At 72.4% G+C, this 13,231-nt stretch carries 12 protein-coding genes; 4 read left to right on the top strand and 8 right to left on the bottom strand.

Annotated features, from left to right (window positions below; genetic code table 11):
- Positions 1-53: 53 nt before the first annotated feature.
- The 3 genes from AZE13_RS12745 to AZE13_RS12735 form a co-directional block, all read right to left on the bottom strand.
- On the bottom strand, positions 54-1,085 hold the full coding sequence (locus tag AZE13_RS12745; protein ID WP_066930506.1) for an NUDIX hydrolase: 1,032 nt from the start codon (positions 1,083-1,085) through the stop codon (positions 54-56).
- 858 nt (positions 1,086-1,943) lie between these two features.
- Complete coding sequence (locus AZE13_RS12740; RefSeq protein WP_066930648.1) at positions 1,944-3,815, bottom strand: serine/threonine-protein kinase; 1,872 nt, start codon at positions 3,813-3,815, stop codon at positions 1,944-1,946.
- Positions 3,816-4,181: 366 nt separating this feature from the next.
- A complete protein-coding gene (locus AZE13_RS12735) occupies positions 4,182-5,135 on the bottom strand; it encodes an ROK family protein (protein ID WP_066930505.1) in 954 nt (317 codons plus the stop codon).
- A 141-nt stretch (positions 5,136-5,276) separates the two neighbouring features.
- Between AZE13_RS12735 and AZE13_RS12730 the strand changes: the two genes are divergently transcribed.
- Positions 5,277-6,314: a LacI family DNA-binding transcriptional regulator gene (locus AZE13_RS12730; protein ID WP_066930504.1), complete on the top strand. Its 1,038-nt coding sequence runs from the start codon at positions 5,277-5,279 to the stop codon at positions 6,312-6,314.
- A gap of 241 nt (positions 6,315-6,555) precedes the next feature.
- On the opposite strand, the gene AZE13_RS12725 is transcribed toward AZE13_RS12730, so the two are convergent.
- Positions 6,556-7,836 carry a DUF6986 family protein gene (locus AZE13_RS12725; protein WP_066930503.1) on the bottom strand — a complete coding sequence of 427 codons (1,281 nt, stop codon included), beginning with the start codon at positions 7,834-7,836 and terminating at the stop codon, positions 6,556-6,558.
- 159 nt (positions 7,837-7,995) lie between these two features.
- Between AZE13_RS12725 and AZE13_RS12720 the strand changes: the two genes are divergently transcribed.
- Positions 7,996-8,517, top strand: coding sequence for a DinB family protein (locus AZE13_RS12720; protein WP_066930502.1), 522 nt, complete (start codon positions 7,996-7,998; stop codon positions 8,515-8,517).
- 94 nt (positions 8,518-8,611) lie between these two features.
- Here the strand turns inward: AZE13_RS12720 and AZE13_RS12715 are convergent, their stop codons facing one another.
- The 4 genes from AZE13_RS12715 to AZE13_RS12700 form a co-directional block, all read right to left on the bottom strand.
- The gene (locus AZE13_RS12715) at positions 8,612-9,574 is read right to left on the bottom strand and encodes an electron transfer flavoprotein subunit alpha/FixB family protein (protein ID WP_066930501.1); all 963 of its coding nucleotides are present in this window, start codon (positions 9,572-9,574) and stop codon (positions 8,612-8,614) included.
- A 113-nt stretch (positions 9,575-9,687) separates the two neighbouring features.
- Positions 9,688-10,476: an electron transfer flavoprotein subunit beta/FixA family protein gene (locus AZE13_RS12710; protein ID WP_079123930.1), complete on the bottom strand. Its 789-nt coding sequence runs from the start codon at positions 10,474-10,476 to the stop codon at positions 9,688-9,690.
- A 214-nt stretch (positions 10,477-10,690) separates the two neighbouring features.
- Positions 10,691-11,197, bottom strand: a complete 507-nt coding sequence (locus AZE13_RS12705) for a flavin reductase family protein (RefSeq protein ID WP_066930647.1) — start codon at positions 11,195-11,197, stop codon at positions 10,691-10,693.
- 144 nt (positions 11,198-11,341) lie between these two features.
- Positions 11,342-11,770, bottom strand: coding sequence for a TlpA family protein disulfide reductase (locus AZE13_RS12700; RefSeq protein WP_079123929.1), 429 nt, complete (start codon positions 11,768-11,770; stop codon positions 11,342-11,344).
- A gap of 124 nt (positions 11,771-11,894) precedes the next feature.
- On the opposite strand from AZE13_RS12700, the gene AZE13_RS12695 reads away from it, so the two are divergent.
- The gene (locus AZE13_RS12695; protein ID WP_066930498.1) at positions 11,895-12,317 is read left to right on the top strand and encodes a DUF4395 domain-containing protein; all 423 of its coding nucleotides are present in this window, start codon (positions 11,895-11,897) and stop codon (positions 12,315-12,317) included.
- Positions 12,318-12,476: 159 nt separating this feature from the next.
- Complete coding sequence (locus AZE13_RS12690) at positions 12,477-13,178, top strand: lysophospholipid acyltransferase family protein (RefSeq protein ID WP_066930497.1); 702 nt, start codon at positions 12,477-12,479, stop codon at positions 13,176-13,178.
- Positions 13,179-13,231 lie beyond the last annotated feature (53 nt).

The raw sequence follows: 13,231 nt of genomic DNA, 5'->3' as shown, positions 1-13,231 counted from the left end.
CGACACGGCGGGAAAGCCAACAACGTGGGAAGCCGGCCAAGCGCAGCGGAACGCTAAAGGGGGACACCGGCCTCCAAATGCAGCGGACACCCCCGCTCCCGGGCTCGCAGGGCCCACCGGAGGCGGTTCCAGCGGACCGGGGGCAGCAGCTGGGCGGCCTCGGTCTCGGTGACGAAGCGCCAGTCGCGCAGTTCGGAGCCGGGCAGGAGCAGCTTGCTGATCCGGTCGTCGGTCAGAGTGCCGCCGTCGTAGAGCAGCCGCAGGCCGCCGAAGCCCGGCGGATGGGGTGCCTCCCAGTCCAGCACCAGCAGCCGGGGGGCGTGCGGCAGCTCGATGCCGAGTTCCTCGGCGACCTCCCGTACGCCGGCGCGGGCCGGGGCCTCGCCGCGTTCGACGATGCCGCCGGGGAATTCCCAGCCGGCCTTGTAGGTGGGATCGACGAGCAGCACCCGGTCCTGGTCGTCGAAGAGCAGGACACCGGCGGCGAGCGTCTCGGCGGTGGGCTCGGGAGTCTGCACGATGTCACAGGCACCCGCGCCGGTCCGGATGGCCTCGGCGACCCGCTCGGCGGTCTGCCGGGGGGTCAGCAGGGTGGTGTCGACGACGTGCGCGTCGCCTTGGAGCCACGCCAGCGCGTCGGCGTACGGGCCCAGGTGTTCCAGGCTCCAGCGGCGAACGGAGGCGTGGGCCTCGGGATCCCCCGGCTGCTCCGCACGGAGCGCTATACGCTGCCGAAGGATCGTTTCCTCCGCATGCAGCAGAACGTGGCGTACGGGTATCCGACGGGCGGCGAGGGAGCCGAAGATCTCATCGCGGTAATCCTGGCGCAGCAGTGTCATCGGCGTCACGAGGGGGCCGGGCACCTCGGTGAGCAGCGCTGCGGCGGTGTCCACGACCATCCGCCGCCAGGACGGCAGGTCCTGATAGTCGTCGACCTCCTCCAGCCGCTTGGCCGGAAGCATCAACCGCAGGCCAGTGCCTAAGAGTTCGGGGTCGTAGAGCGTGCTTCCGGGAAGCAGGTCGAGCAATTCATGCGCCGCACTGGTCTTGCCCGCACCGAAGGTGCCGTTCAGCCAGACGATCACGGTTTCCCCTCTTCCCTAGACCCAGGTGAGTTGCCCGCAACACCCTGCCACGGAAACGCTCGGGACCACGGGCCGCGCGTATGACCGGGAGCGTTGCGCATTCGATCACCGGCCCGGCCAGGGAGGCTTCCCGCACCCATGGACGTGCCGATCGTGAAATGCATCGCGAGGAGGAGGCCGGTCCCGCATCCCCCGCCGCGAAGCCCCCGGCAAACAAGCGCTCCCCCACCCCTCCCGTACCGAAACCCTCACCCGCATACCCGGTGCTTGTACCCGCGTTGGCGTGCGGGAATCCGCATATGACGGCGGCTCATCGCACGGTTCTGCGGACGCCACCACCCGCGCGCGTCATCCGTTCTTCGCGCACGGTGCCGGACGGGTCAGAAAATGCCGCCACAAGCGCGGGGGCAGGTCCCGGAGGAATATCGCGCCGTAGGGCCGGACATCCAGCGTGCGTATGACAGTCGGCGAGTCGAAAAGCGGAAGCCGAGCCGGTGCTCATTCCGAACCGCCGCTCTCCGTCCGGGCTCTCCCCGCCGGAGGTGGGTACTCCCCGCCGATCACGGTGTTCGTCATTCCGGGCCCGGTCCCACGAGAGAGAATCAGGAGCGAATTGGGCGGGAGAAATACCCGATGGTCGCGAGTCGCCACCGGGTTACCTCGAGTACGGCAACTGCGATAACCAAGGGGTGGACGCCGAGCAGCGGTATCGCACCACGGGGGACGCCCTGAAAGGTCAACGGCGACCCCTCGTCCGCAGCATCTGCGCATGGGGCGAAACGAGCCCTGGGAGTGAGCGTCGGACGTAGAACATCTGCGGCGCGCACACCACCGGGGACATCGGTCCCGCCGCGGCGGTCAGCAGGCGGGCAGGCCGGGAATGGGCTGGTCGTTCGCCCCGCCCTTGAGGTAGACAACGCTCACGTAGACCCCGGTGTTCCCGCTGTCGTCATCGGTTTTGGCCCACCAGACATTGGTCCACTTCCCATAGGTCTCGCGGCGGCCCAGCTTCGCCTGGCAGTAGAAGTAGTTGGTGCCCATGTTGAGGGTGCCGACCTGCTGGAAGGACTGGGTGTACGAGTTCGCGGCCCTCCATACGTCGCAGTTGGTCTTTCCGCCGCCGATCGGCACACACGACGTCGACGGGGTCGGGTCGCCGCCGCTGCCTCCGGTGGCGGTGCCGCCCCCGGAGCTCCCGGAGCCTCCGGACCCGCCGCCGTCCCCGCCCCCGGAGCCGCTGCCGCCGCCGGTGCCGTCGTCGCCGCCCGTACCGCCGCCGCTGTCGTCGCCGGAACTCCCGCCTGCGCCACCGGGCTTGGGGTCCCGGGACGTCGCGCCGTCCGAGGGCGGACCCGAGGGGGACGGCGAGGCGCTCGGCCCGTTGGCCTGCCCCGCCGCGCCATCGCCCCGGTCCTCCCCGTCACCCTCGTCCTTGCCCTTGCCCTCGTCTTCGCCGTTGCCGGTGGCCGAGCTCGGCGTGTCCGGCCCGCCTGGGGTCACGGCCGGCCCGGCCGGGTCCCGCCTGCCGTTCGCGACGGTATCGCCGGGGCCGCCGACCAGCGCGTACGTCACACCGCCGCCGGCCGCGAGCACGGCGAGCGCCGCGGCGACCGCCGGGAGCATCCGGCGACGCCTCCGCGCGGGCGGCGACGCCGGCCCGGGGTGCGACGCGGTGGCGGAGTGCGACGCGGTGGCCGAAGACGGTGTGGCCGGAAGCGGTGCGTCCGGAGGCGGCGTGGCAGCAGAGGCGGGCGCGGGAGCGGGCTGCGGGGCGAACGGCTCGGGCGGAGGCGCTGGTGCGGCCACCGCCCGCAGGTCCGTCGCCGTGGGCAGATGCGGCGCGCCGGGCGACGGCGTCGCGGTGGGCTCGCGCCCCTCGGCCACCGCCTGCAGCAGATCACGGGCCGCGGCGGCGGACGGCCGGTCGGCCGGGTTCTTGGCCATCAGGGCGTGCAGCACGGGCGTGAGCGGGCCGGCCCGCCGGGGCTCGGGCAGGGGCTCGGTGACGATCGCGGTGAGCGTCGACCACACCGACGTACGGCGGAACGGGGCGCTGCCGCCCTCGACCGCCGCGTACAGCGTCATGCCCAGCGACCAGATGTCCGAGGCCGGGGTGGGGTCCTGGCCCTGGGCGCGCTCGGGGGGCAGGTAGTCGAGCGAGCCGACCAGTTCGCCGCTGCGGGTGAGGTGGGTGGTCGCGCCGTCGCCCGGGGCCTCGATGCTGGCGATACCGAAGTCGGTGAGCACCACGCGCCCTCCCCCGGGGCCGGAACGGCCCGCGCGGTGCCCCCATCGGTCCAGCAAGATGTTGCCCGGCTTCACATCGCGGTGCAGCACGCCGGCCTGATGGGCGGCGTGCAGCGCGTCCATCACCTGGGCGCCGATCCAGGCGATCTCCCGTGGGCCGAGACCGCCCTGCTCCAGGGCGTCGTCCAGCGACGGCCCGTCCACCAGCTCCATGACGATGACCGGCCGGCCGTCCACGTCGATGACGTCGTGGACGGTGACCACGCCGGAGTGCCGGATACGTGCGGCGGCCCGCGCCTCGCGCTTCATCCGGGTACGCAGATCGGCCAGTTCGGGGGCGGAGGCGTCGGTGTAGGCCCGCAGGACCTTGACCGCGACCTCACGGCCCAGCACCTCGTCGACGGCGCGGCAGACCACGCCCATACCGCCGCGCCCGATCCGCCCGGTCACCCGGTACCGGCCGCCCAGCAGCCGGCCGGTCAGATCGGCGTCGGTACCGCGCCGGGGCCCGCTCGCGGCGGCCCTGGGCGCCCCGTCACGCTCGGGTCCACTCGCCCCGCCGGCCCCGCCGGCCTCGTCCGCCCTGTGCTCCTCGTGCTCCCCCGATGTCACCGTCGCCGTTCCCCCTCGATGCCGGTATCTCTGCCGGTATGTCGCGTTCCGCCGTGCCGTGCGGCCGCCGTGCCGTGTGACGTCGTGCGGTGTGACGTCGTGCCGTGCCGCGGACTCCGTCCGTCACGCATACGCCGGTGTGCGTCGCTGTGCAACAGCCCTCAGGTGTGGGGCAGTCCCCTGGCAGGGTCCGCGGCCGACACCAGAGTACGGGGCGCGCGGGGGGCCGGGGTGGCGTCAGGGCGCGGGCGCGAAGGCATCGAGACGGGACTGTTGTGCGGCGGCCGCGGCACCCACCACCCCGGCGTCCGTGCCCATTTGGGCGGGTACGACCGTCAGGTCCGAGACGAAGGACAGCGTCGCGTAGGCGCGCAGCGCCGCGCGCAACGGGGCGAAGAGGACCTCGCCCGCGCCCGCGACCCCGCCGCCGATCACCGCGATATCGATCTCGACGAGCGTGGCGGTGGCGGCGATGCCGGCCGCCAGCGCCTGGGCGGCTCGCTCGAAGGAGCGTACGGCGACCGGGTCTCCGGCCCGCGCGGAGGCGGCGACGGCCACGGCGCTGGTGTCCCCGTCGGGGCCCGGCAGCCAGCCGTCGGCCAGCGCCCGGCGGGCGATGTTGGGGCCGCTGGCGATCCGCTCGACACAGCCGCGGGCGCCGCATGGGCAGAGGTCGCCGTCCAGGTCGACGCTGATGTGGCCGATGTGCCCGGCGTTGCCCGTGGGACCGGGGTGCAGCCGCCCGTCGAGGACGAGCCCTCCGCCCACCCCCGTGGAGACGACCATGCACAGCGCGTTGGCGTGACCGCGCGCGGCGCCCTGCCAGTGCTCGGCCGCGGTCATCGCGACACCGTCACCCACCAGTGTCACCGGGCGCTCCCCCACCAGCGCCCGCACCCCGGCGACCAGCGGGAAGTCACGCCAGCCGGGGATGTTGACCGGGCTGACCGTGCCGGCCCTGGCGTTCACCGGGCCCGCGCTGCCGATGCCGACCGCCGTCACCCGCGCCCACTCCGGGCCCGCCGTCAGCTCCCGGAGCACCTCGGCCACCGCGCGCATCACGGCCGCCCCGTCCTTGTCGGCGGGAGTGGGCCGGGCCGCCCTGACGATCAGTCCGCCGTCAGCGTCCACCAGCGCGCCGGCGATCTTGGTGCCGCCGATGTCCAGCGCCGCGGTGAGGTCCGTCTGCATCGGTGTGACATCTCCTGGTGGGCCCGGGGGCCGGGGGTAGCGGCCCAGCGTGAGGGCGCCAGTCTTCCGCCGATTGACAACGTTGTCCAGGGGCTATGCTCGACGCCACACCCGACGCCGAGAGAAACGGGACCGCACACCGTGACCCACACCGCGCGGGGCACCTCCCGCCGCTACGGCACCCGGCCCACGATGAAGGATGTCGCGGCGCGCGCCGGCGTCGGCCTGAAGACGGTCTCGCGAGTGGTCAACGGCGAACCGGGGGTCACCCCGGACACCGAACGGCGCGTCCAGGAAGCGATCACGGCTCTGGGGTTCCGCCGCAACGACTCCGCCCGGATCCTGCGCAAGGGCCGAACAGCCAGCATCGGCCTGGTACTGGAAGATCTCGCCGACCCCTTCTACGGCCCGCTCAGCCGCGCCGTCGAGGAGGTCGCCCGCAGCCACGGCGCCCTGCTGATCAACGGCTCCAGCGCCGAGGACCCGGCCCGCGAACAGGAGTTGGTGCTCGCGCTCTGCGCACGCCGGGTGGACGGCCTGGTCGTCATCCCGGCCGGCGACGACCACCGGTATCTCGCACCGGAGATCGCGGCCGGGATGGCGACCGTGTTCGTGGACCGCCCGGCCGGCCGGATCGACGCCGATACCGTACTCTCCGACAACTTCGGCGGCGCGCGGGACGCGGTGGCCCACCTCCTCGCACACGGCCACCGCCGGATCGGCTTCATCGGCGACCAGTCGCGCATCCACACGGCACAGGAACGGCTGCGCGGCTATCGCGCCGCAATGGCCGCCGCCGGCCTGCCCGTTGACGACTCCTGGATCGCACTGGGCCCCACCGCCCCGGACCGGGTACGCGCCGCCGCCTCCGCGATGCTGGACACCCCCGAGCCGGTCACCGCACTCTTCGCGGGCAACAACCGCGTCACCGTGACCGCCGTCCGCGTCCTCCGCGAACACCCGCGACCGGTCGCGCTCGTCGGCTTCGACGACTTCGAACTGGCCGATCTCGTCCGGCCCGCGATCACGGTCGCCGCCCAGGACCCGGCCCGGATGGGCCGCACGGCCGCCGGACTGCTCTTCCGCCGCCTCGACGGCGCCACCGAGCCGCCCCGCAGCGTGGAGGTTCCCACGCGTCTGATCACACGGGGATCCGGGGAGATCCCTCCGGCGCTCTAGGGCCTGTGTCGGAAGTCCCGTCGTCCGCCCGGAGGGCGGGCCCGGCGGCGTCCGGTGCACTCCGTTCGCGACGCTCACTCCGTCTCGGCTCTGAACCGTCTTCGGATGCCGAGCTGCATCGCAAGGCGGAGGGTCGCCCCGATACTGGGCGTACCGGGGCGAGCCCGACAACGGCCGCTCGAACGAAGTTGAGAGTGGGAGAGAAGCCGAGAGCTTGGGGGAGGGACTTCCGGCACAGGCCCTAGGCCGTGTGCGCGGGACGCGCGAGTGCGTCCAGGTCGGCGCGGGTCAGGCCGGTCCGGCGGGCGACCTCGGCGGCGTCCAGGGCGCCGCAGTCCAGGCCGCGGAGCAGGTAGCCGGACAGGGCCTTGGCGGTGGCGGGCTCGTCCATGACATCGCCGCCGGTCCTGCCCACGTACGCGGCGAGCCGGGCCGCGGCCCGCTCCAGGCCCTCGCGGTAGAAGGCGTAGACCGCGGCGTAGCGGGTGGGCAGGTGGCCGGGGTGCATGTCCCAGCCCTGGTAGTAGGCGCGGGCCAGTGAGCGGCGGACCAGGCCGTGGTGCAGCCGCCAGACGTCGTGGACCTGGGCGGTGGAGCCGACGGGCGGGATGTTCGTCGAGCCGTCGGACAGCCGGACGCCCGTGCCCGCGGCGGCGACCTGCATCACCGCCTTGGCGTGGTCGGCGACCGGGTGGTCCAGCGACTGGTGGGCGGCGCTCACGCCGCAGGAGGCGCTGTAGTCGTAGGTGCCGTAGTGCAGGGAGGTGGCGCGGCCCTCGGCGGCCTCGATCATGCGGGCGACGGTGGCCCGGCCGTCGGCGCCCAGGATCGACTGGGTGGTCTCGATCTGGATCTCGAAGCCGATCCGGCCGGGCGCCAGGCCGCGCGCCTTCTCGAAGGCCTCCAGCAGCCGGACCATCGCGGTGACCTGCTCGGCATAGCTGACCTTGGGGAGCGTGAGGACCAGGCCGTCGGGCAGGCCGCCGGCCTCCATCAGGCCGGTGAGGAAGATGTCCAGGGTGCGGATGCCGCGGTCGCGGACGGCGGCATCCATGCACTTCATCCGGATGCCCATGTACGGGGCGGCCGTGCCGTCCTCGAAGGCCGCGGCGACGAGCGCGGCGGCGCGGGCGGCGTGCGCGTCCTCCTCGGCGTCCGGGCGGAGGCCGTAGCCGTCCTCGAAGTCGATCCGCAGGTCCTCGACGGGCTCGCGTTGCAGCTTGGCGCGTACGCGTGCGTAGACATCCTCGGCGAGCTGGTCGGGGATGCCGAGGACGGCGGCGAACGCACCGGCGTCGGGGGCGTGCTCGTCGAGGGCGGCCAGCGCCCGCCCGCCCCAGGAGCGGAGGGTGTCGGCGGCGAATTCGTCGCCGGGGACATAGACGGTGTGGACGGGCTGACGGGTGCCGGGATCGCCGGGGTAGCGGCGCGCCAGGTCGGCGTCCACTGCGGCGAGGGCGGCGTCGATCTCCTCGCGTACGGTGTGCGCAAGACTCGTCGCCACGGTCTCCTGCTGCCCCATTCGACACCCTCCCGGCGGTCGTCGCTCTTTCCGCTTAACGGAATCAACAATCCGTATAGCGAAGTTAACTGGGTCGATTCGACGAGGTCAACACCCGCCCGCTCCCGTACCGCGAAAACTCCATGGCGCACGGCTGCCGTCCCGGTGAGACTCACCCGCATGACATGGACAGCACCCCAGATCACTCGCGCCGACATCCCGGCCGCGGCCGGCGAACGGGACATGCTCCAGGGCTGGCTCGACTGGCACCGCGAAACCCTGCTCGCCAAGTGCGCCGGGCTCACCGCGGAGCAGCTCGTCCGGCGCAGCGCCCCGCCCTCCACCCTCACCCTGCTCGGACTGGTGCGCCATATGGCGCTGGTCGAGCGCAGCTGGTTCCGCGAGCGCTTCGCCGGGGAGGACCTCGCGGACCTCTACGACCTGGAGCGGAATATCGACGCCGATTTCGACGACGCCGAGGCGGCGGGCGCGGAGTCCGACTTCGCCACTCTGCGCGCCGAGATCGCGGCGGCCGATGCCGCGGTCGAGGGGCGCGGCCTGGACGAGACCTTCCGCCATGAGCGCAGCGGCAAGGAGCTGAACCTGCGCTGGATCTACGTCCACATGATCGAGGAGTACGCGCGGCACAACGGCCACGCCGACCTGCTGCGCGAGCGGATCGACGGCGCCACCGGCGACTAGGGCCTGGGGCGGGCACGCCTGGGCCCCGTACGCGCGCCGCGTACGGGGCCCAGGGAGGCGACCGGCAGGCTCCGGGGGCGGAGCCTCAACGGGCTCAGCCCTTACGGGACTTGACCTCGTCGGTCAGCGCCGGGACGACGTCGAAGAGGTCGCCGACCACGCCGTAGTCGACCAGCTCGAAGATCGGCGCCTCGGCGTCCTTGTTGATGGCGACGATGGTCTTCGAGGTCTGCATACCGGCGCGGTGCTGGATCGCACCGGAGATACCCGCCGCGATGTACAGCTGCGGCGAGACCGACTTACCGGTCTGGCCGACCTGGCTGGTGTGCGGGTACCAGCCGGCGTCCACCGCGGCACGCGAGGCGCCGACGGCCGCGCCGAGCGAGTCGGCGAGGGCCTCGATGACCGGGAAGTTCTCCGCGCCGTTGACCCCGCGGCCGCCGGAGACCACGATCGCGGCCTCGGTCAGCTCCGGGCGGCCGGTCGACTCGCGCGGGGTGCGCGAGACGATCCTGGTGCCCTTGGAGGAGTCGGCGACGGTCACCGCGAGCTGCTCGACCGTGCCGGCGGCCGGCGCGGCCTCCGGGGCGGCCGAGTTGGGCTTGACGGTGATGACCGGGGTGCCGTTGGTGACACGGGACTTGGTGGTGTACGAGGCCGCGAAGACGGACTGCGTGGCCACCGGACCCTCGTCGCCGGCCTCCAGGTCGACGGCGTCGGTGATGATGCCGGAGCCGATGCGGACCGCGAGACGGGCACCGATCTCCTTGCCCTCGGCGGAGGACGGCAGCAGCACGGCGGCCGGGGAGACCGCGTCGTACGCGGCCTGCAGCGCGTCGACCTTGGGGGCGACGAGGTACTCGGAGAACTCGGGCGCATCGGCGGCGAGCACCTTGACGGCGCCGTACTCGGCGAGGACCTTGGCCGCCTCCGCGGCGTTCGCGCCGAGGTGGACGGCTACCGGGTCACCGATGCGGCGGGCCAGGGTGAGCAGTTCGAGGGTGGGCTTGCGGACGGCGCCGTCCACGTGGTCGACGTAGACAAGGACTTCAGCCATGGGGTGACTCCTGCGGGAAGAGTGATGAGGGCGGTGGGGAGAAGGCCGGGCCTGCTGTGGTGATCCGGGGCCGGTGACATGGCGGCCGCGCCGCGGGCCCCAGGCCCCCGGCCTTAAATGAACTTCTGACCCGCGAGGAACTCGGCGAGCTGCTTGGCGCCTTCGCCCTCGTCCTTGACGATCGTGCCCGCCGTACGGGCCGGCCGCTCGGCCGCGTCCTCGACCTTGGTCCAGGCGCCCGCGAGGCCGACCTCGTCCGCCTCGATCTCCAGGTCTTCCAGGTCGTACGACTCGACCGGCTTCTTCTTGGCGGCCATGATGCCCTTGAAGGACGGGTAGCGCGCCTCGCCCGACTGGTCGGTGACCGACACGACGGCCGGCAGCGCGGCCTCCAGCTGCTCGGTGGCGGTGTCGCCGTCCCGGCGGCCGGTGACCTTGCCGCCGGCGACCGAAACCTCGGAGAGCAGGCTGACCTGAGGGACGTTCAGCCGCTCGGCGAGCAGTGCGGGCAGCACACCCATCGAGCCGTCGGTGGAGGCCATACCGCAGACGACCAGGTCGTAACCGGTCTTCTCGATGGCCTTGGCCAGCACGAGCGAGGTGCCGAGCGCGTCGGTGCCGTGCAGGTCGTCGTCCTCGACGTGGACGCCCTTGTCGGCGCCCATCGACAGGGCTTTGCGCAGCGCGTCGTTGGCGTCCTCGGGGCCGACGGTCAGGACCGTGATCTCGGCTTCGCCGTCAGCGGCTTCCTTGATCTGCAGGGCCTGCTCGACGGCGTACTCGTCGAGCTCCGAGAGCAGACCGTCCACGTCGTCACGGTCGACGGTCAGGTCCTCGGCGAAGTGCCGGTCGCCGGTGGCGTCGGGCACGTACTTCACACAGACAACGATCCTCAAGCTCACGCCGGCTCTCCTACCTGCTTCGTCTCTTCAGAACTGCCTTGTGCTGGCAGCATAGGCGCCTGTTGGGGCGGCTCCCGGTCGGATGTGGATCCCCCACGCCGACCGTCATATTACTCGCCAGTACATCCAGTCTCCTGCCCCGAATCAAGGCCGTTCACATGTGACCTTGCCAACGACTCCGGACGGCGGGAAGCGGGCGCCGCGCAGGAACCTCTCAGTCCCGCAGCGCGTTGAAGCGACCCTGGTGATAGAGGAGCGGGCGGCCGGGTTCCGTGGGGTCGCCGACGATGGCCTGGGCGAGGACGATCCGGTGGTCACCGGCCGGCACCCGGGCCACGACCCGGCACACCATCCAGGCCAGGACGCCGTCCAGGAGAGGTACGCCCTCGGGGCCGGTCCGCCAGGAGGTGCCGGGGCCGAAACGGTCGGCGCCGCTGCGCGCGAAGGCGGCGGCCAGCTCCTGCTGGTGCTCGCCGAGTATGTGGACGCCTATGTGCTCGGCGCCGGAGACGGCCGGCCAGCTCGACGAGCCGGTGCCGATACCGAACGAGAGCAGCGGCGGTTCGGCGGCGACGGAGGTCAGGGAGGTGGCGGTGAAGCCGACCGGGCAGGTTCCGCGGGCGGTGATCACCGCGACGCCGGCGGCGTGCTGCCGGAAGACGGAGCGCAGGAGTTCGGGGGAGGCCGTGCGGGGCACGCCGGCGCCGGGCGAGGCCGCCAGGGAATCGGACGAGGCCGTCATGGAGTTGCCCCGCCGCCGTGGTGGTCCGCGCAGGCGTGTCCGTGGAGAAGGAATCCTGGCCGCATCACGTCAGGCTGACGAGGCGTGACCCACACCGTCAAGGGAGAACGGGCCTCTGGGAGATCAATCACGGACGGCCTCCCCGAGGGCCGCGATCACATCGGCCTTACGGGGCTGACCCGAGGCACGGCGCATGATCCGGCCGGCCGCGTCGAGGACGAGCACCGTGGGGGTCCGCAGGATGTTGAGCTCCCGCACGAGCCCGAGGTGGGCCTCCGCGTCGACCTCGACATGAGCCACCCCCTCGACCATGCCGGCGACCTCGGCCAGCGTGCGGCGGGTGGCCCGGCAGGGCTGGCAGAAGGCGCTGGAGAACTGCAGGAGAGTGGCCCGCTCCCCCAGCTCCGCGCCGATCTCGGCCGCGCCCAGCCGCCGCACCTCGTCCCGATTATCCCGCTTCCGCACCGTAAGCCTTCCATTGCGGCGTTGGTGCCACACGCCGAAGGCACCCGCCACCACGAGCACTGCGATGCACACCAAGAGTCCAGTCATCTCCGGGTCCAGCGTTCACCGGTCCGGAAAGATTCCCCGCTCACGCTACCGAACGGATTTCCGATTCATCCTCCGCGGGAGTGCCCGCTCCCGCAGACGGCCCGGCCTGCGGGATGGTGAGGACATGACTGACGACAGGACTGTGGTGGACGTACGCGGCCCGAGGTTCGGGGCGGCACTGACGACCGTCGTACTGGCAGCCGTGCTCATCAGCGGGAGCGGGCCGCTGCTGGCCGTCCAGGCGGTGATCTTCGCCGTGGGCGTGGTGGCGGGTGTCCAGCGCTCGCCCTACGCCTGGCTCTTCAGGGTGGCGGTGCGCCCGCGGCTGTCCGCGCCGACCGCATTCGAGGACCCCGCGCCGCCGCGGTTCGCCCAGGGCGTCGGGCTCGTCTTCGCGGCGGCGGGCCTGGTCGGGTACGCCGCCGGGCCCCTGTGGCTGGGGCTCGCGGCGACCGCCTGCGCGTTCGCCGCGGCCTTCCTCAACGCCGCCTTCGGGTACTGCCTGGGGTGCGAGATGTACCTTCTGCTGCGCAGGGCGGCCGGCTGAACCGGTCCCGGCGTGACGAGAATCTCCCGCCCCCGGCACCCCCGGCGCTGGCCGCCGGGCCCTCGATAAGGGACGATCTCCCCAAAGCCGCAGTGACGACGGCGTAGGTTTCCGCCGGGAGAACCCTCCCCAGGCATGGAAAAAGGGGTCCCCCGGACAATGGCAGAGCTCGTCTACCCGCCCGTGATCGGCGCCGCGCGTACGGCCTTCAAGGCGCTCGACCTGAAATTCGACATCGCCGGGACGGACCACATCCCGCGCCGTGGCGGGGCGGTCCTGGTGAGCAATCACATCGGCTACCTGGACTTCATCTTCGCCGGTCTGGCGGCGCGGCCCGCCAAGCGGCTGGTGCGCTTCATGGCGAAGGAGTCGGTGTTCCGGCACAAGGTGTCGGGGCCGCTGATGCGGGCCATGAAGCACATCCCGGTGGACCGTACGCAGGGGACGCACGCCTACAAGCACGCGCTGTCCGCGCTGCGTTCGGGCGAGATCATCGGCGTCTTCCCGGAGGCGACGATCTCCGAGTCGTTCACCCTCAAGCACTTCAAGTCGGGCGCGGCGCGACTGGCGCAGGAGGCGGGAGTACCGCTGCTGCCGATGGCGCTGTGGGGCACCCAGCGGCTGTGGACCAAGGGCCACAAGCGCAATCTGGGCCGCAACCACTTCCCCATCACCATCCGGATCGGCGCGCCGGTCGAGGCCGACCCGGCGGACCAGGCCGAGAAGATCACCGACCGCCTGCGGACCCGCGTCCAGGACCTGCTGGAGGCGGCCCAGCGCGCCTACCCGGTACGGCCCAAGGGCCCGGATGACACGTGGTGGATTCCGGCGCACCTGGGGGGCACCGCCCCTGGCGCATAGCGCTCCTTCCCACGTTGTCGTCTGCGGCGCCGTACCTCCGTTTCGCCGTTGCG

This window comes from Streptomyces sp. NBRC 110611, assembly GCF_001590865.1.
In the GTDB taxonomy this organism is placed as follows: Bacteria; Actinomycetota; Actinomycetes; order Streptomycetales; family Streptomycetaceae; genus Streptomyces.
The sequence above is the reverse complement of the archived record's forward strand: the minus strand, read 5'-3'. Positions and strand labels throughout refer to the sequence as shown.